23 protein-coding genes and 1 tRNA gene are annotated in these 21,753 nt (G+C 65.9%); 8 read left to right on the top strand and 16 right to left on the bottom strand.

Annotated elements, in window-relative coordinates:
- Positions 1 to 53: 53 nt before the first annotated feature.
- A complete protein-coding gene (gene alr / locus IBX22_RS22295; RefSeq protein ID WP_194817433.1) occupies positions 54 to 1,184 on the bottom strand; it encodes an alanine racemase in 1,131 nt (376 codons plus the stop codon).
- A gap of 111 nt (positions 1,185 to 1,295) precedes the next feature.
- On the opposite strand from alr, the gene IBX22_RS22290 reads away from it, so the two are divergent.
- On the top strand, positions 1,296 to 1,715 hold the full coding sequence (locus tag IBX22_RS22290; protein WP_194817432.1) for a hypothetical protein: 420 nt from the start codon (positions 1,296 to 1,298) through the stop codon (positions 1,713 to 1,715).
- A gap of 59 nt (positions 1,716 to 1,774) precedes the next feature.
- Here IBX22_RS22290 and IBX22_RS22285 read toward each other — a convergent pair whose 3' ends face one another.
- A complete protein-coding gene (locus tag IBX22_RS22285) occupies positions 1,775 to 3,241 on the bottom strand; it encodes an NAD(P)H-hydrate dehydratase (RefSeq protein WP_194817431.1) in 1,467 nt (488 codons plus the stop codon).
- A 113-nt stretch (positions 3,242 to 3,354) separates the two neighbouring features.
- Positions 3,355 to 3,564: a DUF4177 domain-containing protein gene (locus IBX22_RS22280; RefSeq protein ID WP_194817430.1), complete on the bottom strand. Its 210-nt coding sequence runs from the start codon at positions 3,562 to 3,564 to the stop codon at positions 3,355 to 3,357.
- Between the two features lie 84 nt (positions 3,565 to 3,648).
- Here IBX22_RS22280 and IBX22_RS22275 point away from each other — a divergent pair, with 84 nt between their 5' ends.
- Positions 3,649 to 4,065, top strand: coding sequence for a plastocyanin/azurin family copper-binding protein (locus IBX22_RS22275; protein WP_194817429.1), 417 nt, complete (start codon positions 3,649 to 3,651; stop codon positions 4,063 to 4,065).
- Between the two features lie 12 nt (positions 4,066 to 4,077).
- Here IBX22_RS22275 and glmS read toward each other — a convergent pair whose 3' ends face one another.
- Positions 4,078 to 5,955: a glutamine--fructose-6-phosphate transaminase (isomerizing) gene (gene glmS / locus IBX22_RS22270; RefSeq protein WP_194817428.1), complete on the bottom strand. Its 1,878-nt coding sequence runs from the start codon at positions 5,953 to 5,955 to the stop codon at positions 4,078 to 4,080.
- Positions 5,956 to 5,991: 36 nt separating this feature from the next.
- Here glmS and IBX22_RS22265 point away from each other — a divergent pair, with 36 nt between their 5' ends.
- Positions 5,992 to 6,849 carry a dienelactone hydrolase family protein gene (locus IBX22_RS22265; RefSeq protein ID WP_194817427.1) on the top strand — a complete coding sequence of 286 codons (858 nt, stop codon included), beginning with the start codon at positions 5,992 to 5,994 and terminating at the stop codon, positions 6,847 to 6,849.
- 10 nt (positions 6,850 to 6,859) lie between these two features.
- Here the strand turns inward: IBX22_RS22265 and IBX22_RS38320 are convergent, their stop codons facing one another.
- The 4 genes from IBX22_RS38320 to IBX22_RS22245 all read right to left on the bottom strand — a co-directional run bounded on the left by IBX22_RS38320 (position 6,860) and on the right by IBX22_RS22245 (position 10,024).
- A complete protein-coding gene (locus IBX22_RS38320) occupies positions 6,860 to 7,495 on the bottom strand; it encodes a 2OG-Fe(II) oxygenase (RefSeq protein ID WP_309234727.1) in 636 nt (211 codons plus the stop codon).
- Positions 7,496 to 7,726: 231 nt separating this feature from the next.
- Positions 7,727 to 8,104, bottom strand: a complete 378-nt coding sequence (locus IBX22_RS22255; protein ID WP_194817425.1) for a hypothetical protein — start codon at positions 8,102 to 8,104, stop codon at positions 7,727 to 7,729.
- A gap of 18 nt (positions 8,105 to 8,122) precedes the next feature.
- Positions 8,123 to 9,634, bottom strand: coding sequence for a WXG100 family type VII secretion target (locus IBX22_RS22250; protein ID WP_194817424.1), 1,512 nt, complete (start codon positions 9,632 to 9,634; stop codon positions 8,123 to 8,125).
- 54 nt (positions 9,635 to 9,688) lie between these two features.
- A complete protein-coding gene (locus tag IBX22_RS22245; protein ID WP_194817423.1) occupies positions 9,689 to 10,024 on the bottom strand; it encodes a hypothetical protein in 336 nt (111 codons plus the stop codon).
- A 312-nt stretch (positions 10,025 to 10,336) separates the two neighbouring features.
- Between IBX22_RS22245 and IBX22_RS22240 the strand changes: the two genes are divergently transcribed.
- The 3 genes from IBX22_RS22240 (at position 10,337) to IBX22_RS22230 (ending at position 13,093) form a co-directional block, all read left to right on the top strand.
- Positions 10,337 to 11,119 carry a hypothetical protein gene (locus IBX22_RS22240; protein ID WP_194817422.1) on the top strand — a complete coding sequence of 261 codons (783 nt, stop codon included), beginning with the start codon at positions 10,337 to 10,339 and terminating at the stop codon, positions 11,117 to 11,119.
- A 47-nt stretch (positions 11,120 to 11,166) separates the two neighbouring features.
- Positions 11,167 to 12,093: a hypothetical protein gene (locus tag IBX22_RS22235; protein ID WP_194817421.1), complete on the top strand. Its 927-nt coding sequence runs from the start codon at positions 11,167 to 11,169 to the stop codon at positions 12,091 to 12,093.
- Positions 12,094 to 12,274: 181 nt separating this feature from the next.
- A complete protein-coding gene (locus tag IBX22_RS22230; protein ID WP_228538917.1) occupies positions 12,275 to 13,093 on the top strand; it encodes an SDR family NAD(P)-dependent oxidoreductase in 819 nt (272 codons plus the stop codon).
- Between the two features lie 46 nt (positions 13,094 to 13,139).
- Here the strand turns inward: IBX22_RS22230 and IBX22_RS22225 are convergent, their stop codons facing one another.
- Both IBX22_RS22225 and IBX22_RS22220 read right to left on the bottom strand, forming a co-directional pair.
- On the bottom strand, positions 13,140 to 13,448 hold the full coding sequence (locus IBX22_RS22225; protein WP_194817419.1) for a DUF6802 family protein: 309 nt from the start codon (positions 13,446 to 13,448) through the stop codon (positions 13,140 to 13,142).
- Positions 13,449 to 13,551: 103 nt separating this feature from the next.
- A complete protein-coding gene (locus IBX22_RS22220; RefSeq protein WP_194817418.1) occupies positions 13,552 to 13,743 on the bottom strand; it encodes a PspC domain-containing protein in 192 nt (63 codons plus the stop codon).
- Positions 13,744 to 13,973: 230 nt separating this feature from the next.
- On the opposite strand from IBX22_RS22220, the gene IBX22_RS22215 reads away from it, so the two are divergent.
- Both IBX22_RS22215 and IBX22_RS22210 read left to right on the top strand, forming a co-directional pair.
- Positions 13,974 to 15,617, top strand: coding sequence for an ABC-F family ATP-binding cassette domain-containing protein (locus IBX22_RS22215; RefSeq protein WP_194817417.1), 1,644 nt, complete (start codon positions 13,974 to 13,976; stop codon positions 15,615 to 15,617).
- A gap of 163 nt (positions 15,618 to 15,780) precedes the next feature.
- Positions 15,781 to 16,224 (top strand): hypothetical protein, encoded by a 444-nt coding sequence (locus IBX22_RS22210; RefSeq protein WP_375540275.1) that lies wholly within the window; start codon positions 15,781 to 15,783, stop codon positions 16,222 to 16,224.
- A gap of 42 nt (positions 16,225 to 16,266) precedes the next feature.
- On the opposite strand, the gene IBX22_RS22205 is transcribed toward IBX22_RS22210, so the two are convergent.
- From IBX22_RS22205 to IBX22_RS22180, 6 genes are all read right to left on the bottom strand, one after another.
- Positions 16,267 to 16,344, bottom strand: a tRNA-Met gene (locus IBX22_RS22205).
- Between the two features lie 14 nt (positions 16,345 to 16,358).
- A complete protein-coding gene (locus IBX22_RS22200) occupies positions 16,359 to 17,051 on the bottom strand; it encodes a hypothetical protein (RefSeq protein ID WP_194817416.1) in 693 nt (230 codons plus the stop codon).
- A 474-nt stretch (positions 17,052 to 17,525) separates the two neighbouring features.
- Positions 17,526 to 18,902, bottom strand: a complete 1,377-nt coding sequence (gene glmM, locus IBX22_RS22195) for a phosphoglucosamine mutase (protein WP_194817415.1) — start codon at positions 18,900 to 18,902, stop codon at positions 17,526 to 17,528.
- Positions 18,903 to 19,059: 157 nt separating this feature from the next.
- The gene (gene rpsI, locus IBX22_RS22190; protein ID WP_375540259.1) at positions 19,060 to 19,575 is read right to left on the bottom strand and encodes a 30S ribosomal protein S9; all 516 of its coding nucleotides are present in this window, start codon (positions 19,573 to 19,575) and stop codon (positions 19,060 to 19,062) included.
- Positions 19,572 to 20,015 carry a 50S ribosomal protein L13 gene (rplM, locus tag IBX22_RS22185; protein WP_194817414.1) on the bottom strand — a complete coding sequence of 148 codons (444 nt, stop codon included), beginning with the start codon at positions 20,013 to 20,015 and terminating at the stop codon, positions 19,572 to 19,574. The genes rpsI and rplM overlap by 4 nt, the downstream gene beginning before the upstream one ends.
- Before the next feature lie 181 nt (positions 20,016 to 20,196).
- Positions 20,197 to 21,693 (bottom strand): hypothetical protein, encoded by a 1,497-nt coding sequence (locus IBX22_RS22180; RefSeq protein WP_228538916.1) that lies wholly within the window; start codon positions 21,691 to 21,693, stop codon positions 20,197 to 20,199.
- Between the last annotated feature and the right edge of the window lie 60 nt (positions 21,694 to 21,753).

Here is a 21,753-nt window from a genome sequence, read left to right as displayed (position 1 = left end):
CCTGACTACGTTTCGAGTCGAACACACGCTGTGGGTGCAGGCAATGTCGGGGGTCACACCTCGCCGATGTGGCGGCGGCGGACTCGGCCCTTGGGCGCGCAGACGATTTCGTAGTGGATGGTGCCGAGCAGGTCGGCCCACTCCTGCGGGTGCGGGCCTTCGGGACCGAAGAGAACGGCGGTGTCACCCTCGGTGACGCCGACGGCGTTATCGCCGAGGTCGACGACGAACTGGTCCATGCAGACGCGGCCGATATTGGGGCGGCGGACACCGCCCAGGATGACCTCGAAGCGCCCGCTCAACGGCCGGAAGACGCCGTCGGCGTAACCGGCGGGGATGAGCGCGACCGTGGTGTCGTGCGGGGCGGTCCACTGGTGGCCGTAGGAGACGCCCTCCCCCGCGGCAACCGGTTTCACCAGGGCGACGCGAGCCTGCAAGGTCATCGCGGGACGCAGACCGAAATCGTCGGGGACGGGGCTGAGGCCGTACACGGCGATGCCCGGGCGAACCAGGTCGAAGGCCAGGTCGGGGCGGGTGAGGGTGGCGGCGGAGTTGGCCAGGTGCACCAATTCCGGTTCCAGGCCGTGCGATTTCGCCGCGGCGATGGCTTCCAGGAATCGGTCGCGCTGCACGTCGATGAACGGGTGCTCGGGTTCGTCGGCGTGCGCGAGGTGGGAGAAGATCGCGCGCAGGCGCACCACCTGATCATCCACAAGCGTCCGCAGGGCCGTGAGGACCTGGGGATATTCGGCGGGGGCGATGCCGTTGCGGTTCAGGCCGGTGTCCACCTTGAGCGTGACGATCGCCTGTTTGCCCAGCGTGCGGGCGGCGTGCTCGACGGCCCGCAGCTGCTGCGGCGACGACACCCCGATCTCGATGTCGGCCGCGATGGCCGCGGCGAAATCGGCGTCGGAGTTGTTGAGCCAGCACAGGATCGGCGCGGTGATCCCCGCCTCCCGCAGGGCGAGCGCCTCACCGACCGTGGTCACCCCCAGCTCGGCCGCCCCCGCTGCCAGCGCCGCCCGGCCGACCTCGACCGCACCGTGGTTGTAGCCGTCGGCCTTCACCACCGCCATCACCGCCGCGTCCCCCGCGTGCTGCCGCAGGATCCGCACGTTGTGGGCAATGGCATCCAGATCGACGACCGTCTCCACTTGCGCATTCACATTGACCGATCCTGCCATCCCCGCGCGGGCGCCCCGCGCAACCCTCCACCGGATGGCGCAGGTCACGTGGTGGCTGCCCGTTTTGTCGGTACCGTGGCGTTCAGGTCGGGGCCGACGAGTAGGAGTCACATGGGTCTGCGTCTGACATTCGCCTTCAGCGTCGCCGCGCTCGGCCTTACCGCCCTCGCCCCCACGGCGGCCGCATCGGAACTCGCGCCTGGCCTCTGGTGCGAAAACTACTCCTGCCGCAACGACACCGACGACGTCTACCGCGTCGAAGCCGAAGTCACTTGCTGGAACGGGATTTCCACGGAAATCAGGTACGTCGGGCGACGCACCACCGAGCCTCTCGCCTACATGTGCGCACCCCAGATCGACCCCGGCACCTGGGAGCAGCAGCCGCCCGAGTTACGTGACGGAAAATACGAGCACGTGCCGCCGAAATGGGTTCCGGGACAGACGTTCCCGCAGTCACCGTTCAAGATCGAATACCGCAGCGCGGTAGTCGACAACAACCCGCGCCCGGCGCCCTCCGGTTCCGGAAGCTGATCCCGCGCCGGGCAGGCGGTCAGCCGTGTACCGGCAGGTTCCGAATGGCTCGGCGGGTTCTACGCGTCCGATGCGCTGAGTGCGCGCAGGGTTCGAATCGCGGAGCGGAGCTGAGCCAGGAGCGGGCTCGCCGAGATCGGAGCGGGAGCCGAGTCTCCGTCGTAGGCAGCGAGATTGGCGGCAAGAGCGTGGGCCCGGGCTGCTGCGGCGGCGGCCCACTGCGGGTCCTGGCCCGCCGCGAGGAGGCTGCCGATGATGCCGGACAGGACGTCGCCGGAGCCTGCGGTCGCGGACCAGGAGCCGCCCGCCTCGTTGACGAGTACCGGGCGACCAGGGGCGGCAACGAGGGTGGCACGGCCTTTGAGAAGCACTGTCAGGCCCCAGGATTCGGCCAGATCGCGAACTGCCCCGACGCGATCCGGCCCCAGCTCATGGCCGGTCAGGCGGGTGAACTCTCCGGCGTGCGGTGTCAGCACGGTCGGGGCCGAGCGGCCGCGAACCAGGCCGGGGTCCGCGGCGAGCATCGTGAGCCCATCGGCGTCGACGACCACCGGAAGGTCGGTCGCGAGAATTTCGCCGAGGCGTTTGTGCGCGTCGGAATCGGTGCCCGCACCAGGGCCGAATACCCAGGCCTGCACGCGACCGGTGGCCGAGATGGTTTGACTGGCAATGACTTCCGGGAAATGTGCGAGCACGTCGTGGGCGCCGGTCCCGACGTAGCGCACCATGCCGGAAGTGGCTGCCACCGCCGCACCCGTGCACAGGACGGCCGCTCCGGGGTAGGTCGCGCTGCCCGCGCAAACACCGGTGACGCCCTGCGTGTACTTATCGTCGGTCGCGTGCGGCACCGGCCATTTCGCGCCGATCGCCGCCGGTTCCAGCGCCGCAAGCCGGGGTTCGGGCAGCCGTAATCCGATCGGCACCAACTCAATTCGACCACACCAGGGCGCGGCGAGCGCGTGCACCGGTTTGTACGCACCGAACGCGACGGTGACATCGGCGCGAACGGCCGCGCCCTCGACCGCCCCGGTGTCCGGATCGACGCCACTGGGCAGGTCGGCGGCGATGATCGGGACATCGATGCCCGCAACGAGTTCCGCGGCATCGGGCCGGAGCGGACCGCGACCGGAGATTCCCACGATGCCGTCGATCACAAGGTGCGGGTCGCCGAGGTGGTCCTGGATGCGGCCGCCGGTTTTCCGCAGCGCGGCAAGGCCTTTCGCGTGCGCACGCTCGGGATTCAACAGCACCGCCGAGACGGACACACCCCGCCGCCGCAACATCGTTCCCGCCCACAGCACGTCGCCACCGTTGTCCCCGGAGCCCACCAGCAACGTCACCGACCGGCCGGCGACACCCCTGGTCCGGGCCCGCAACTCCTCCGCCACGACGGTCGCCAATCCATGCGCCGCCCGCTGCATCGGCACCCCGTCCGGCACCCGGGTGAACAGCTCCGCCTCCGCCGCACGAACCTCGTCGGCAGAGAAATATCCGCGCCGGTCAGCGGCGTTCGGATCCTCGGACATACGCGCTCGCCTCCACAACGTCGATCGGCTACGTGGCCAGGCTCATCGCCCCGACCCTACCGCCGACCGCACGACGGTCCGCCGATCCGGCGAGCCGGTTCGCCCGGCGAGACTCAGCCGATCGGGCGCTCGAAGGTGATGAGCAGGCCTTCGACGCCGCCGGGACCGACGCGCCCCTTCACCTCCGCCGCGGTGATTGTCTTGAGTTGCCAGCCCTGCCCGGCGTGGTCGTTCAGGATCTTCTCCAGTTTCGAACCAGAAAGTTTCCCCCCGATCAGGCCTTCCCGGATTTCGACGACCTTGTACTCGAATCGCGCAGTCATATCGTCAGATCATCCCGGGCATGCCCCGGTCCCGCAACGGTTCGCCGACCGGGGCCGCGCACCTGGCGACTAGGCTTCGGATTCATGCCGCTAGACAGTCGCGTGAAGTCCTTCCGGGTCGCAACCGGGTTCGCTGTGGTGGGGATGCTGCTGGCTGGATGTGGGTCCGGGGACTCGGGGTCGTCGTCCACGACGACGACAAAAGCACCGTCGAGTTCGGCTACCGTGCCTGCCGACACCAAGCCCGCCACGGTCACGGTGGATGTGGCCGACATGAAGTTCTCGCCTGATGCCGTGACGGTGAAGGTCGGCGACACCGTCAAGTGGCAGTTCGACGACAAGGTGCCGCACTCCGTGCAGGGCATCGGCGACAAGGCGATGGGAATCAACAGCCCGATCTTCACCCAGGGCGAGTGGAGCTACACCTTCACCATGCCCGGCACGTACCGCTACTTGTGCTCGCTGCATCCGGAGATGCGGGGAACGGTCACCGTCAACTGAACTGCGTACTGCTCACTCCACGGTGACGGATTTCGCCAGGTTGCGCGGCTTGTCCACGTCGTAGCCGCGGGCCTGGGCGATCTCCGCGGCGAAGACCTGCAGCGGGATCGTGGACAGCAGCGGCTGGAACAGGGTTGGCGCGGTGGGGATTTCGATCAGGTCGTCGGCGAAGGGACGCACGGTGTCGTCGCCTTCCTCGGCGATGACGATGGTGCGGGCGCCGCGGGCCTGGATCTCGCGAATGTTGCTGAGCAGCTTGGAGTGCAGCACCGCGCGGCCCTTCGGGGAGGGCATCACGATGATCACCGGAAGGCCGTCCTCGATCAGGGCGATCGGGCCGTGCTTGAGCTCGCCCGCCGCGAAACCCTCGGCGTGCATGTAGGCGAGTTCCTTGAGTTTCAGGGCGCCTTCGAGGGCCACCGGGTAGCCGACGTGGCGGCCGAGGAACAGCACCGTGGGGACGTGCGCGAGTTCGCGGGCGATGGCGCGGACCTGGGGAGCGGTCTCCAGGACGCGCTCGACGAGTTTCGGCATGGCTTCGAGTTCGGCGAACTCGCGGGCCACCTCGTCGGGGTACTTGGTGCCGCGGGCTTGGGCGAGGGCCAGGCCCACCAGGTAGTTGGCGGCCACCTGCGCGAGGAACGCCTTGGTGGACGCGACACCGATCTCGGGTCCGGTGCGGGTGTAGAGGACCGCGTCCGACTCGCGCGGGATCTGCGCACCGTTGGTGTTGCAGATGGCCAGAACGCGCGCCTTCTGCTCCTTGGCGTGCCGGACCGCCTCGAGGGTATCGGCGGTTTCGCCGGACTGCGAGATCGCGACGACCAGGGTGGAGCGGTCCAGAACCGGGTCGCGGTAACGGAATTCGCTGGCCAGCTCGACCTCGACGGGCAGGCGGGTCCAGTGTTCGATGGCGTACTTGGCCAGCAGGCCCGCGTGATACGAACTGCCGCAGGCCACGACGAAGACCTTGTCGAATTCGCGGAGTTCCTGGTCGGCGAGGCGCTGTTCGTCCAGGACGATGCGGCCACCGTGCTCGTCGATGACGAAGTGCCCGATCAAGGTGTCCGCGACGGCGGCGGGCTGCTCCTCGATCTCCTTGAGCATGAAGTAGTCGTGGCCGCCCTTCTCGGCGGCGGCGAGATCCCAGTCGATGGTGAAGGGACGGGTCTCGACATCGGTGTTGCCGGCGAAGTCGGTGACCTCGTAGCTGTCGGCGGTGATCACGACGGCTTGGTCCTGGCCGAGTTCGACGGCCTCGCGGGTGTGCTCGATGAACGCGACGACATCGGAGCCGATGAACATCTCGCCCTCACCGACACCGATGACCAGCGGCGTGTTGCGGCGCGCCGCGATGATCTTGTCGGGGTGGTCGGCGTGCGTGAAGACCAGGGTGAAGGCACCTTCGAGCCGTTGCAGCACCGCCAGCGCGCTGGCGACGAAATCACCCTTGGTCGGGCCGTCGGCGTACGCGCGGGCCACCAGGTGCACGGTGACTTCGGTGTCGGTGTCGCTGGTGAGCTCGACGCCCGCGTCTTCCAGTTCCTTACGCAACGGCACGAAGTTTTCGATGATCCCGTTGTGCACGACCGCGATCTTGCCGCTGACATCGCGGTGCGGGTGCGCGTTGCGATCGGTCGGCGCACCGTGCGTCGCCCAGCGGGTATGCCCCATCCCGGTGCTGCCGGCGAACTCGGATTCCCCGGCTTCGGCCAGCTCAGCCTCCAGATTCGCGAGCCGCCCAGCCTTCCGTTCCACCGCCAGCGCACCCGCGCCGTTGAGGATCGCCACACCCGCGGAGTCGTAGCCGCGATATTCCATGCGGCGCAACGCGTCAACGACAACGCCGAGCGCGTCCCGGTACCCGACGTAGCCAACGATTCCGCACATGGCTCACCAGACTACTTATCGGATAACGTTCATGCCGTGTCGGCGTCTGTGAAATCGCTACTGAGCACCCTGACCAGCCGGGGACCGCACCGAGTGCTGCGCGGAAACCTGGCCATCGCGGGTCAACCGGGGGTGGTGTTCACCCCTGAGTCCGGCAAGGACCTCCCCTGCGTTGCCTTCGGTCATGGCTGGCTGACCGGGGTTTCCCACTACCGCGGGACCCTGGAGCACCTAGCGTCCTGGGGTTTCGTGGTCGCCGCGCCCGACACCGAACGCGGGCCGATTCCGTCACACCTCGGTTTGGCGACCGACTTGCTCACCACATTGGACATCTGCACCGGAGTCCGCCTGGGCGACGGCATGCTCAGCGTCCACCCGCAGCGGCTGGCACTCGTCGGCCACGGCATGGGAGCCGGCGCCGCAGTGATCGCGGCCACACAACGTTCCGTCGGCGCACTGTGCGCGATCGCTCCCGCCCCCACCGCCCCGTCCGCGGAGTCGCTGGCATCCAACCTGTCGATCCCCGCCCTGATCCTGTCGAGCGCGTCCGACATCGACACGGTCAGCTGCAACGCGATCCCCTTGACCGCCGCCTGGGGCGGCCCGGCGATCCTGCGCGCCCTCGACGGAGCCTCCAACAATGGGATCGTCGAGGGGCGACGCGCACTGGGGGCTCTCGGAGTCGGCAAGTACGAGCACAAGACAGCCCGGGCCGTCCGCGGACTGCTCACCGGATTCCTGCTGTCCACATTGCTCGAGGACAAGAAGTATCAGCCGTTCGCCGACCCGGACGCGCAGATCCCGCACACCCAGGTCATCGATCCGAACGCGCCTCGGGACGAGGAGAAGCCGAAGGTCGGGATCGGGGCGATCGCGTCGTTGCTGCGAAAGTAGCCCCGCCGCATCAGAACCCGCGCTGACGCATCCACTTCGTCATGATCCACTTCTCCCCGGCGTTCACCATCTCACCGCAATGCCGGGTCAGCGGGTCCAGCTGTCCCTCGCCGTTGCAGTACCGGAAGTAAAGCGCCCCACCCTTTTTCGGAGTCACCGACAGCCCGGCCTCCGGAAAAGCTGTCGCACCACCGGATTCGACGTCGTTCAGGTAGACGATCAACGTCGAAATCCGCTGCCCCGGTATCGAAACATGCTGCCAGCTACCGGGATCCTCCGGCGGGAAGTAATCGAAATGCGGCTTGTACTCACCCCCGGGGCCGTACCGCAGAATCTGCAGCCCTTCCCCATTCTCCAACGGCCAGTTCATCAAAGCCGAAGTCCGCCGATCGATCCGATCGATCAGCGAATCCTCCCCGCGCTGAAACACCGCACCCTCACTGGTCCGATTACTGATGACCTCGTCGACACCGGTCGTGCCATTGACGGTGGTAGACCGCTTGAGCCGGTCGCGCGAACGCTCGATCATCTGATCGCACTCGTCTTCCGACAGCACGTCGGCGAACAGAATGACCTGAGGCTGCTGCACCCGCATCACAACCCGGATATCGCGGTCGAACGCGCGAATCACGTTGCTCTTAGGCACCGGACAATCGTCATAGACGTAAACCGGATTCGGTTCCCGCACAACAGGTTGCGCGGACTCACCCCCCATAAACCGCTGCACAGCCTTGTTAGCAGCCTCTTCGGTGAACCCGGCCCCGACCATCGACCCGACGATCGTCTCCACGGTACAACCGCGATCCACGTTCTCTGCCAGCCAGTTTCGCCAGTCAGTGTCTAGCTTCATAACCATTTTCTTTTGTGTCCCCGGTGATTAAACAAGCCAGCTGTCACGCCGGTAGTACTGCGAATCCGGATCATCCCACTCGTCATCGTCGCTGGGCGGGACGAAGCCCGCGGCGTGGCGCGCGGAAGCCGAACGTGTCATCGCCTCCAGCTTTTCGCGCGCTTCCGCCGCCAAACGTTCACGCTCTGAGCGGGCTTCGAGTTCCAGACGTTCGCGCTCTTCAGCTTCCTCGCGAGCCCGCTCTTCTTCCTCCGCCTCGACACGCTCGATAGCAGCCAGGATTTCAGCGCCGTTATGGTCCTGGCTCAAGCGCCGATTCATCTCTGCGAGTTCGTCTTCGAGGCTCGCGACCCTTCGCAAGTGTTCAGCTACCAGGGCCTCGGTTTCATAATCCACGGCGATCACTACTTTGCTTCATCAGTTTCACAGGGGACCCGCCTCGGATAGCTCCGCCCCGGTTTGGACCGGCGCCTGCTGCTGTTGCTCACCGGTGACCGGGGCGGTCTTCGGGGTGTGCTCGCCGTCCTCCCCACCCTTCTTGGTGCCCGCTGGCGGCACCGTGGCGGTCGGATTGCCCGAAGTCGGAGTACCCGCGGCGGGAGTGCCGGCGGCCGGCTTCGACTCTTCCTTCTTCTCCTCACTGGAGATGATCGGATTGCCGTTCGAGTCCAGCTTCACACTGAGCTCGCGAGTCTTGCCCTCCGAGTCGGTCTCGACCAGCTTCGGCTGCCCATCCGCGCCGACCTCGAGCTTGTAATGCTTACCGGCAAGGTCGAATTCGGTCGACTTGGTCTTCTCGCCGTCCTTCTTCTCGCCGTCGTCCTTACCGTCGTCGTCCTTGTCGTCGTCGTCCTTCTCGTCATCTGTGAAGTCTTCGATGGCTTCGGAAATGGCGGTTCCGAGCGCAGTCAGGCCCGTCGTCGCGGCTGTGGCGAGCGAGCTCACCGCTGTGGTGAGCGCTGTCGCGAGGGTGGATGCCAGACCACTCAGCGCAATATTGGTCGACGCCGGTACGGTGCTGCTCGGTGTCGGTGTCGTGCTGGGCGTGATGCTCGACGTGGGCGTGACACTCGGCGTGGGCGTGATACTCGGCGAGGGAGTCGTGCTCGGGCCCGGCCCAGGATTGGTTCCGGTCGGCGACGGGGCCTGGACAGTCGACGGTGGAGTGCTCGGGGAAGTGGTGTCCGCAGGCATCGGATACGCCGCAGTGTCCAGTTTGGCCAACTCAGAGCTGAGCTGGTCGTAGAGCCCATTCACTGTGGTCTCAGTTTCGGTGCACAGAGTTTCGAAGTTACTGATGGTATTTTCTACGGCTGGTTGAAATTTTGTTTCCAGCCACCTCTTAGCGGAAAGGCCGGGCTCGGCGTATTCATTCATTATCGCGTGCATAATGAATGCATCTATCGACTTTCGGCCGAGACCATTGGAATCAGGGATATCCGGCTGCGTAGGATGCCAATACTTCTTCACGGCCTGAGCTTTCGCCTTGACCGCTGCTCGCAAGCCTTCCGCCGTAGACGCAAGTTTCGTCGAGATACCCGAGACGTCCACCTGATCCTCGGTTGCCCGAACGACCTGGGAGTTGAGCATCGTCAGCGCGGCATCCGCCGCCGTCCCTTGCCAAACCGAAGGCAGTGCGTTGCGCTGCGTCTCCTGCTTGGTCAACTCCTCCTTTGCGGACGTGAGGACCTTCGCGAGTGTGGCTGCCATCCGCTCCAGCGCCGCGATATCCATTTGCCGTTCCCAGTCATACTTGGCGTAGAGGGAAGAAACATTCAGGCTCGCAATTTCGGCGCGTCCGATTTTGAGACTCGAGTAGCACGTTGCGTATCGTTCCAGATACTCCTTGAAATATTGAAGTCCGGTCGCGCCGTCGTTCAAAATCTCATCCGCAGTCGCATTTCCGGCAACAGACAGATCAGTAGTTTCAGCCATACGACACCTCCCCTAACGGGCAGCGACTTGAATTCGTTCCGGCAACCCGAGCGTTCAACCGAGATTCACCCCAGCTGCTGTGATCTTCTTGACGTTGGAATCATCAACGGAGGCGTAGCTGGTAGCACTCGTGGTGATGTTGGCCCCGGTCTTGTCGATCGCCGTCTGCCAATTCTTCAGCCAAGTCGCGATCCGCCCGATCTCGTTGCCGACCTTGGTGCCGGCGACGTCGTACTTCCGGCCGGCCTGCGCCGCCCCGAACTTCCAATCCTTCACATCCGCCGTCTTGTTCCCGACGTTGGCGGCCGAGGTCTTCAGGTTGCTACCGATCTTCTGCAAGTTCGTCGTGTCTACCGTTACCTGGTTGCTTGTCGCCACGAAGCCCTCCATCCGTCCCTGATGACCCGGCGGCCCAGCGCCGCCCCTACCTCCTTCGACGCATGTCGCCGGGTTTCGGTTCCATCGAAACCCCGACCAGCCTGCCCCCAAGTCTTATGCCGGAAAATCTACTGGGTGCAGCGGGAAGGTTCAATCGCGGTGGCGGTTGCGAGCACAGGCGGCGAGGCCCGGCCGGCAACGGCGGCGCGCGCGGCCATGCCCGGTCGTGGGAGTATGCGGGCGAGAAGCGCGGCGGGTTCCACGGACGCTGAATGGCACCTGGCGCTTCACCGTGGGGTGACACGAGCAGAGGAACGGGGCGGGATGGAGTCGATCAGCGGTGTCCACGATCTGGTGATCGCGCGCTACAACGAGTCTCTCGACTGGGTGTTGCAGGTGCCCGACACCTACCGTGTGCACATCTACAACAAGGGGGATGCGACCGTCTCGCCGGAGGTGCGTGAGCGCGCGGAAACCTTTACCGCACTTCGCAATGCCGGTCGCGAATCAGACACCTACCTGACCCATATGCTCGAATATGGGCCTGGTACAGGCGAATTCACCGTGTTCAGCCAGGGCGACCCTTGCGAGCACAGTCCAGACTTCCTCGCGTTACTGGCCACTCCGGACCGTTGGTCCGACGTGCAGACGTTGACCTGGTGGTGGAAAGCGGAAAGCCACATACCGCCACCGATCCTGCTCACTCCCGAACGGTCGATCCTCCAGGGATTGCGGGCGCGTGAGGAACTGTTCGCACTCAATACATTTCAAGCACTGGAATGGGTCGATATCGCCGCCGAAAGTATCGGACGGGAGTACCGGCTGTTGCACCGGTTGCCCGAGGGCGTCAACATCGCCGCCCACTTCTTGGAGATGTGCGAACTGCCGGAAATCGCCGACCAAGCCGCGCAGCACGTAGTGGGACGCTATGGCATCGGTGCCATTTTCGGAGTTCGCACGCACTTGATCGAGAAGCTCCCCACACGCGCCATGGTGCGGCTGCGGCAGGCGGCCATGGGCCCGGCTCCGCACGGATTCTTCTGCGAGAAACTCTGGCTGCACATCTTCGGCGAACCCTTCATGATGCCTCTCGCACCATCCATGTGATGCAACCTCTGCAGACCGAAGGGGACGCGGCTGGCTACCATCGGCCCGTGTCCGACAACCCCACGCCGGCGGCGCGCAATCGCTTGCTCATTTGTGCAACGATGCTGAATCCCGTTCCCGGCTATAGCTTTTGGCTGGATTTTCATCTGCGGCAAGCCGCGCTGATCATGGTCTTCCTGGATGACCCGGCGAAGCGGCCGATGTTCGAAGCGCATGCGCAGGCCGGCCGGGTGCTCGTGCTGGACGGCGTAGGCGACCGCAGCGACAACACGCCATCTGCTGTGATGCGGCGACAAATGGCCAACGCCCAGACTGCGGTGGCGTATGCCCTCGACCACGGATTCGCCTGGGTTGCCGCTTTGGATGCCGACGAACTGCTCTACGACGAAAGCGATGGCGCCTGGCGAACTCAGGAAAACGTGGGGCAGGTCACGTTCGCGAATCATGAAGCGGTGCCTTTGGCACATGAGCCGGAGAACTGCTTCGCTGAATGCACCCTGTTCCGGGTCAATGGGCGCACCGATTTCATGGCGTACGGCAACGGGAAGAGCGCCGTACGAGTTTCACCCGGGGTGCGGGCGGGAATTCACGAGTTTCACGACTATGTGGGCGAACACCATTACGCGATCGGGCCGGTGGTCCTGCACTTCCCGAATCCGTCGTTCGAGAGCTGGGTTGCCAAGTTCCGGAACCACGGGGGGTTTTCGAACTACTGGTGGGATGAGCCAGGGCTTCCGATCGAGTTGCAGTTCATGTTGCGGTCCCGGGATCTGATCCGTGCGGCGGATGAGACCGGTGAGTGGGATGAGGCGCGGGACTACTTCCGCTCGTGGATTCCGGATGATGAAGCCCGCGCCAAGATGCTGGCGGCCGACGAGTTGCGGGTGTACAGCCCGGTGACGGAGTTGCTGCGATCGGATCCGGATCGCTTGAAGGAAGCGTTGCTCGCTTCGCTGGCCCAGCGCTCGGGGTGAAGCTCCGCAGGTTCCGATGATCCGCACGGAAGTGCGCGGATCATCGCAGCCTGCGGCCGGAGTTGCCCCTCGAAGGGGCCGGAGTGCGGGGGCCGTTGCAACGAGTTTAACTCTGCTGGAGTCGAATCCGCAGTGCCTACAACCTAAGATCAACCTGCCGCTGGTTGGGGAGGAGACGGAATTGTCGAATGGTGGACGGGTGCTGAGTGACCGGAGGGTCGCGCTGATCACCGGTGCGGGCGGGCTGCTCGGCAATGCGTTCTGCCAGGCTCTTTACACGGAGTACGACATCGTGGCGGTGCATCGGGACCGGACCCCGGGCGTGCCCACCCAGTACGAATGGTTTGTCGACCCGTTCGACCCGGAAGCCGAACTGCCGGAGAACCGCTCGCAGGCTTATCTGCTGCGCGCCGACCTGACCGAGAAGGGCGAGGTGGAGCGCGTCGTCGATCTGGCCCTCGCGCGGTTCGGCACGGTGGACCTGCTCATAAACAATGCCGCGCACATGGTGTGGCACGGTCAAGGCGTGGTCGACGGGGACGCCGCGCTGGACGACTTCGACAACCACTTCCGGACGAATGTCGAAGTGCCGCTGCGGTTGGCGACGCGACTGGCCCAGAAGAGCTGGCTGCATGATCGGGACCGGAACCGGTCTCGCAATCGCAACATCGTCAACGTATCCAGCCTTGCGGGCACGGGAGTTTATCCAGGCGGGCAGGCGCTGTACGGGTCGTCCAAGGCCGCGCTGAATCATCTGACGCGCCATATGGCAGTGGAGTTCAAGGAGTTCGGGGTGCGGGCGAACGCGATCGCGCCCGATAGTTTCCCTGCGCTGGTGCCCACCGAGAAAGTGCTGTTGTCGATCCTGGAGTTGGACCGCGGCGGTATGACCGGCGGCGTCTACGCGATCGAGGGGCCACTCGAGCTGGAAACCACCGGGGGCAGGCACGCGCTCACCACCACGCCCGCACCATTGACCACCACGCCCACGCCGCACTGACGCACGCGAACCTGGCCGGTGCCGCCGGCCAGGTTGCGGGTGGGAACTACTTGCCGAGAGTGCCTTCGTCGGTGCGAACCCATTCCTGGGTGCCGTCCGGGTGCTGGTGGAATTCCCAGGCGGCGTAATCGCCGTCCTTCTCCACCACTTTGACGTGGTCGGCGATGCCGTCATTGTCGAAATCCGACCAGACCTGCATCGCTTCTTCGCCGGTGGTGGTGACGCTGTCGAAGTAGCCGTCGCCGTTGATGTCCTGGGTGGGGTTGTCGAGTTCGACGGCGCCTAGGCCGTCGAGGGAGGTGTGGGCGTCGATGGTGGGTAGATCCAGGCCGGAGAATTCTCCAGGAATGACCATGACTCCTCCTCAACAGGCTGCGGGCGACGCCCGCGAAGCGCGGGGCCACCCCATCCTGTCATCCGCGGGCGCGCGGCGCAGCCCCCTTACCGATAGGCGAGGATCACTTTTTCGGGATGACCAGCCACAGCACCAGGTAGACGACGAACTGCGGGCCGGGAAGCAGGCAGGACAGGACGAACAGCAGCCGGACTACGTTGGGGCTCCAGCCGAAGTATTCGGCGAGGCCGCCGCAGACTCCGGCGACCCACTTGTCGTGGGTGGAGCGGGTGAGGCGGCGGGCAGGGGCGGTCATTGTGATTCCTTTCGTCTTCGTTCAGCGACTTTGCGGGCATCCACGCTGACGCCGTTTGAGCGGCATCCCCGTTGATGTCGGTCGCTCTGTGTTCCACTCTGCTCCGGAAATAGCCACCTGACATCGGTCCTCAGCCCGATCCCCACCCTGATTTCCGCGTCCCCCACCCTCAGGGTCTCCCCTGAAGGCCGGTTGTCGCGCTCGCACCGGCGACCGGCAGAATTGCGCTGGTGAGTAGCACTCTGCATGCGCGTGGACTGGCCGCCGGACACGGGGAACGGACGTTGTTCGAGGATCTCGATCTGACGCTCGCGCCGGGGGACGTGATCGGGCTGGTGGGCGTGAACGGGGCGGGGAAGTCGACGTTGCTGCGGATGCTGGCGGAGCGGAACGCGCCGACCGGGACCATTACGTTGAGTCCGCCGGATGCGACGGTGGGGTACCTGGCGCAGGAGCCGGAGCGGATCGCCGGGGAGACGGTGCTCGAGTTCCTCGGGCGGCGAACCGGGGTGACCGAAGCGCAGCGGCAGATGGACGCGGCGGCGGAGCGGCTGACCGACGGCGGCGAGGACGATTACACGCCGGCGCTGGAGCGGTGGCTCGCGCTGGGCGGGGCGGATCTGGATCAGCGGGCCGAGGAAGTGGCGGCGGATCTCGGGCTCACCGATTCCCTTGTGACCGGACTGAATACGCCGATGACCGGACTGTCCGGTGGGCAGGCGGCCCGGGCGGGGTTGGCGTCGGTGTTGTTGTCGCGCTTCGACATTCTGCTGCTGGACGAGCCGACCAACGATCTCGATCTGGATGGGCTGGCGCGGCTGGAGCAGTTCGTCACCGGGGTGCGGGTGCCGTTGATGGTGATCAGCCATGATCGGGAGTTCTTGGCGCGCACCGTGAATCGGATCGTGGAGCTGGACCTGGCGCAGCAGCAGGTGGGGGTTTACGACGGGAGTTACGAGTCGTATCTGGCGGAGCGGGAGATCGCCCGGCAGCACGCGCGCGAGACGTACGACGAATACGCCGACACCAAAGCGGGTTTGGAGTCCCGGGCGCAGATGCAGCGCAACTGGCTCGAGCACGGGGTGCGGAATACGCGGCGTAAGGCCAAGAACGGGGACTCCGACAAGATGGGGCGCAAAGCGCGCGCCGAATCGACCGAGAAGCAGGCGGCGAAGGCGCGGCAGACGCAGCGGCGGATCGAGCGGCTGGACGTGGTGGAGGAGCCGCGCAAGGAGTGGGAGCTGCGGATGGAGATCGCCGCGGCCCCGCGGAGCGGAGCGGTGGTAGCGACGCTCTCCCAGGCTTCCGTCACGCGCGGCGACTTCACGCTGGGACCTGTTACGACGCAGGTGGATTGGGCCGACCGGATCGTGCTGACCGGGGCGAACGGATCCGGAAAGTCGACACTGCTCGCTTTGCTGCTCGGAAAGATTCGGCCCGACAATGGAACTGCCGCTTTGGGGTCTGGTGTCCAGATCGGCGAGGTGGATCAGGCGCGCGGGCTGTTCAGCGGAAGTACCTCGCTCGCAGCAACTTTCGGTGCCGAGATGCCGGATTGGCCGGATGCCGAGGTGCGCACGTTGCTGGCGAAATTCGGGCTGCGCGGCGCTCACGTGAGCCGTGCCTGCGAAACCCTCTCCCCCGGTGAACGGACCCGCGCGGCGCTGGCACTGTTGCAGGCGCGCGGGGTGAACCTGCTCGTCCTCGACGAACCCACCAACCACCTCGACCTGCCCGCCATCGAACAACTGGAGCAGGCCGTCGAATCCTTCACCGGAACAATGATTCTCGTGACCCACGACCGCCGCATGCTGGGTTCGGTCAGCGCCACCCGCCGCTGGCACATGAACGCCGGGCAACTCACCGAAGCCTGAGCGCACAAGATCACCAGGCACTGATGGCGGCATCGGCCGAGTAGCCGCGCCATCAGGGCCTGATGATCTTGAATTCAGGGGCTTTCAGGTCCAACTAGAACTGGTTACAGTTCCGAATAGTGCGACGAAGTGACTGAGGGAGTGCACAGTGCATCAGATCGAACTGACTTCTATGGCGATCGAATTCGGCATCGATACCCGGATCACGCTGGCGGCGGCCGGATTGCTGTTCATCCTGGCGCTGGTGCTCGGTGTGTGGAAGTACCAGCAGATCAGCACCTCCCCCGACGCCACCGCACACATCTATGTGGACATCGCGCACCGCGCCACCCTGCTGTACTCGTTCGCCACGCTGCTGCTCGCGGTCTTCACCGAACTCAGCGCGTGGCCGACCGCGGTGAACCTCGCCGCCGACATCGTGATCCTGATCTTCTTCCTCGCCGCCATCGCGGCCTACATCGTGCACGGCTGGCGGCGTGACACCACCAACCAATTCCACGGCCAGACCAGCAAGGCCGGCACCCACATCTCCATGATCGCCTTGATCATCGGCGAGATCGGCGGCTTCCTGGTGCTGTTCACCGGCTTCCTCGTCGGCCAGTTCTGAATATGGAAAGCCGGATCATCCTGAGATGACCCGGCTTTCACCTGGTTGCGGGGACAGGATTCGAACCTGCATAACCCGACTTATGAGACCGGTGGGCATCCTAGTTGCCTCCACCCCGCGTCGGTGAGTCCAGGTTACGAGGGCGGAACACCGGCTGACAACTGATTATTCGGCTCGGCTATCGACGGGAACAGAGGCCGCCCGCGACCAGACCGCAGGTCGATCCGGCTGACACACTCCCGCGTCCGTTCCACCGGGGATTCGGCGCGTCCGGCAAGTTCGATCAGCTCCACCGCTTGGCCCCAGCCCAGTCTGCGCTCATGCCGAGCGACTTCGGCGACCAAAGCATCCCGGGAAACCCCCTGCCCCAGAGCGGCTTCTAAGGTCGCAGCGGCCGCCGACCGGTCCAGCGTTCGCACCACATCGACCACGGTACGAACCGCACTCGTGACCACCACCCCCTGAACCAACTCGAGCTCCGCCTGATCAACTCGATCGTGATGCACGATCAACCGTTTGGACCGCGACGCCCGCGCCCCGAGCACATGCGTCGCCTCGTCCTCCCGCACCGAAAACCCGTGCAGCTCAGCGGCAGTGCAGTAGGCCGCGGTCACCGACTGCAAGCCCAGCAACAGCCGCGCCGCCTCGACCCGCAATCGCGGAGTGGACGGCGTGCAAGCCTCCCGATAAACCCCACGGAAGACCCGCACCCATTCCCCGCCATCGAGCCGCGTGCGCATCTCCGCCCGCGTGTACTCGCAGAGCACCTGCCACGAGGTGAACACCCCGAACTGCTTGTCCCGCACCTCATCGAGTCCTGGTCGCATGCGCCAACATTGGCCTATCCGCGCTGCACCCCGATCACCGCGACCTGGGGAAATACAAAAGCTGTGGATAACTGAAATCCTGTGGATAACCCACCCATCAGCGGCCAGCCTCGAATTCCCGGCGATGTATCCTCCGCCTTGGCGACACCCGGTGGACGCCAAGGTGCACTGACCCGCCGGGCGCACTCACGCACCGCGCACTCAGCGGGCATGCGATTATGGCGCGGCGGGTTCGGGGGACGCGTTCGGTACGCAACCGTCATCGGCGGAAACCGGCTCCTGTTACCGAAATGGTTGCGCGCGAGCGTCGGCGGATTGCTCTTCGGGTTGGTGGAGATTCGCGCTAGCGACGGCAACCAGCCCGGCTGGCGAGACCTGTTGCGGGGGTACGGGAGTAAGCGCACCGGCGTGCCGGAACTCGAGACCGTACGCCGGTGCGACATCAAGATCTAGCCGTCACACCGGCCGGAGCAGTTACACCGCGGCGACGCGCTTGGCGAGGTCGTCGGCGAGTTGCTGGGCGCGCTCGGGGTCGGTGGCTTCGACCATGACGCGGACCAGTTGTTCGGTGCCGCTGGGGCGCAGCAGGATTCGGCCGGTGTCGCCGAGGATGGCTTCGGCTTCGGCTACCGCGTCCTGGACTTCGGGGGCCGCGGCGACGAGGGCCTTGTCGGTGACCGGGACGTTGATGAGGACCTGGGGGACGGTGCGCAGGACCGCGGCGAGATCGGCGAGGGGGCGGCGGGTTTGGGCCATCCGGGCCATCAGTTTGAGGCCGGTCAGGATGCCGTCGCCGGTGGTGCCGAAAGCAGGGAGGACGGTGTGGCCGGATTGTTCGCCGCCGAGGGTGTAGTTGCCGCGGCGGAGTTCTTCCAGGACGTAGCGGTCGCCGACGGCGGTGGTGCGCACCGTGATTCCCGCTTCGCGCATCGCGATGTGCAGGCCGAGGTTGCTCATGACCGTGGCGATGAGGGTGTTGTCGCGCAGGGTGCCGGCATCTTTCATGGCGATGGCGATGATGGCCATGATGGCGTCGCCGTCGACGACAGCGCCGGTGCTGTCGATGGCCAGGCAGCGGTCGGCGTCGCCGTCGAAGGCGAGACCGAGGTCGGCGGCGTTTTCGACAACTGCCTGCTGCAGCTTGCCCAAATGTGTTGATCCGCAACCGTCGTTGATGTTGAGGCCGTCGGGCTCGGCGTGGATCGCGATGACGGTGGCGCCCGCTTCGCGCAGGGCGGCGGGGCCGACTTCGGAGGCGGCGCCGTTGGCGCAGTCGACCACCACGGTCAGTCCGGACAGGTCGGTGCCGGTCGCCTCGACGAGGTGCTCGACATAGCGCTCGTGGGTGCCTTCGAGGCTGTACTGGTCGGGGATCGCTTGGCCGTGGTCGCGCGCTCCGGCGGCATTCAGCACGCGGCCGATGCCCGCACCGGTCGGGCGGATCGGATTGTTCTCGGCGATCAACGCTTCGATGCGGTCTTCGATGGCGTCGTCGAGCTTGTGCCCGCCCGCGGCGAAGATCTTGATTCCGTTGTCCGGCATGGGATTGTGCGAGGCGGAGATCATCACGCCGAGGCACGCGTCGTAAAGGCCGGTCAGGTAGGCGACGGCCGGCGTCGGAAGAACGCCCACGGGAAGCACATTCACACCGGCGGCGGTCAGCCCGGCGACCACGGCCGCTTCGAGCATCTCCCCCGAGGCCCGCGGATCACGGCCGACGACGGCCAGCGCACGCTTCTTGCCCCTGCCGAGAATCTGCGCGGCCGCGCCCGAAACTTTAAGCGCCAGTTCCGGACTCAGTGATTCGTTGGCGAGCCCGCGTACACCGTCGGTGCCGAACAAACGTCCCATAACCTCGTCGCCCCTGTAAGTAGTGCCGTACCGGGAATAGCACGAGAGCAGGCGACCAGCGCGATGCTGGAAGCCTGCTCTCATACAGCTGCCGCGCCGACCGGGCCACCCCCGACACCACCAGGGTGACGGAAGCGGACCGGCAGCGAAGCCAAAATCAGCGCTTCGAGTACTGAGGCGCCTTACGGGCCTTCTTCAGGCCGTACTTCTTACGCTCGACGGCACGCGGGTCACGAGTCAGGAAGCCGGCGCGCTTGAGGGCGGGACGGTCGTCCGGGGTGACCTCGATCAGCGCGCGGGCGATGGCCAGACGCAGAGCGCCGGCCTGACCCGAGGGGCCGCCACCGTGCAGCAGGGCGACGATGTCGAAGGACTCGGCGCGCTCGACGAGCACCAGCGGGGACTTGACCAGCTGCTGGTGCACCTTGTTCGGGAAGTAATCCTCGATGGTGCGGCCGTTGAGGGTGAAGTTGCCGGAGCCGGGAACCAGTCGCACGCGGACGACGGCTTCCTTACGACGGCCGACGGTCTGCACCGGGCGGTCGATCAGGACGGGGGCGAAGGTTTCGGGCTCGGCGTCGTAGCCGTATTCCTCTTCCACGACCTCCACGACGGTATCGCCGTCGGCGACCTCCGCGGTGAATTCTTCGGTGTATTCCTCAGGAGCGGTCACTGGGCCACCTGCTTGATCTCGAAGGGAATGGGCTGCTGGGCCGCATGCGGGTGGTTCGGGCCTGCGTAGACCTTGAGCTTGCCGGCGATGGCGTTGCCCAGCTTGTTCTTCGGGATCATGCCCTTGACGGCCTTCTCCACGAGACGGTCGGGACGCGACTCCAACACCTGACCGACAGTGCGGCTCTTGAGACCGCCCGGGTGGCCACTGTGGTGGTGGATCAGCTTGTCCTGCTTCTTGTTGCCGGAGATGGCAACCTTGTCAGCATTGATGATGACGACGAAGTCGCCACCATCGAAGTTCGGCGCGTAGGTCGGCTTGTTCTTGCCACGCAGCAGGCCAGCGGCCTGCACGGCAAGACGGCCGAGCACTACGTCAGTGGCATCGATGACGTACCACTTGCGGGTCACGTCACCAGCCTTGGGGCTGTACGTAGGCACAGTGATTCCCTGTCTGTAGTCGGTGTTGCCGGCCAGCGTGCGGTCGAGCGATGGTGTAAAAATTTTCAAGCCCCGGCGGCCGGTGGAGACCCGGGACTCGGTGTCGGCCCAGACCGAAGCCTGAGACGTCTACACGCCAACGAGCCACGATACCGGACCGGCATCAATTCACCGAATCGGGTCAGATCTCCCGCGGAGGGCCTGGGTCGATGCCGTCCTGCGGCCCCGGAATGACGTAGCGGAGGTGGTCGATGCCGGGTTGCTCACACTCCCGCTCGCCGACCGGCCGCTCGTTCGCCGTGGCGATGCCGGGCGGCTGCTCGTTGAGGATGTAGGGAGTGCGCGTGCAGCCGGCGAGCGTCGAATCGCCCGCCGTGGGCACCCCGGTCGCCGTGAGCATCAGCCCGCCGAGCACGGCTCCCGCCCCGAACAGCTTGCCCTTGGTCTTGCCCCACAGTTTGCTCTTGCGCTGCGGGTGCTCGGCATCGTCGTCCTCGTCGCTGTGCACCGGGTCGCCCCACGGCTCCCTGGCACTGTGGCTCGGCGGCGGCGGATACGGCGACCGCGGGCCCGCCGGGCTGGGCGTGACGGGCGGACGGGTGAACCGGCTGCCCACCTCGCTCACATCCGGCGGCTGGGTCTGCTGCCCCATCTCCTCCCGGGTGACCCGGGTGGTGGGCCCGTCGACCGGCGGCGTCGACGGATAGCCCGGACCGTAGGTCACCACCGGCGCACCGGAGGCGGTGGCGGGCTGTGCGGGGACATCCCGGCGCACCGGCGGGGGCGGCGCGGACTGCTCGGCATGCCGCCCGGAAGACACCGGTTCCCCGGACTCGTTGTCGGTGACCAGCAGATGCGTGGCCCCGAGTACCAGCGCGTGCATCGGATGATCGGCGACCTGCAGCCGATGGCCCAGATGATTCTGGAACGCCAGCCGCAGCGCGTCGTTGAAACAGACATTGCCGCACAGCAGCACCGTGGAGGTGTCCGCACCGATCGAACGGGCCGCGGCCATCACCTCGATCACCACGTTGTCGGCCGAGCGGGCGTCCCGCATGGCTTCGGCGTCGACCGGCACGTCCACCGACTCGGTCGGCATCTCGTCGTCGCCGTGCACCGCGACCACCAGCATGGTGCGCCCGTCGGAGTAGACACCGGTGGCGCCGATGCCGCGCGGATCCCGCTCGTCGGGGCGGCGGACCAAGCCGAGGGCGCGGACATAGCCGGACAGCGCGACGCTCTCCGGCAGCGGTTCCACCGTCACATCGAGCTGTTCGACCAGCTCGGCGTAGATGTCGACTTTCTCGTCGGGCCACGGGTCCGGATACGGCAGCGCCACCACGTCGGGCTTGCCGCGCAGATGTTTGCCGATCGCGGCGAGCGGGTTGTAGAGCCGGGCCCGGAAGACCAGCTCGGCCGGCCAGGTGGCCCCGGCGACCACGATCTGCGGATGTCCGAGGATGTCGCGGACGTCGGCAATGGCGCGCCCCAGATCCGGGCGCGCCTGTTCCACCCCCGCGGTGTGCAACCGGCCCTGGGCATCGGCCAGCAGATACGCCGGCGGGGTATAGGTACCTTCGACCTGCACGGGACGGATGGGAACTCCGCCACCGCCCGCAGCCACGGACACCACATCCCAGCCGAGATGTACTGCCCCTACACGCACTGTCACAGGCATAAGTGTGCCTGCTGTCCGAACCGAACGCTCGCGGTGCTCGACGTGCCCAGGTCAGCCACG

It is taken from the genome of Nocardia sp. XZ_19_385 (genome assembly GCF_015355755.1).
In the GTDB taxonomy this organism is placed as follows: Bacteria; Actinomycetota; Actinomycetes; order Mycobacteriales; family Mycobacteriaceae; genus Nocardia.
Note: the sequence above shows the minus strand (reverse complement) of the source record. Positions and strands in the feature narration are given on the sequence as shown.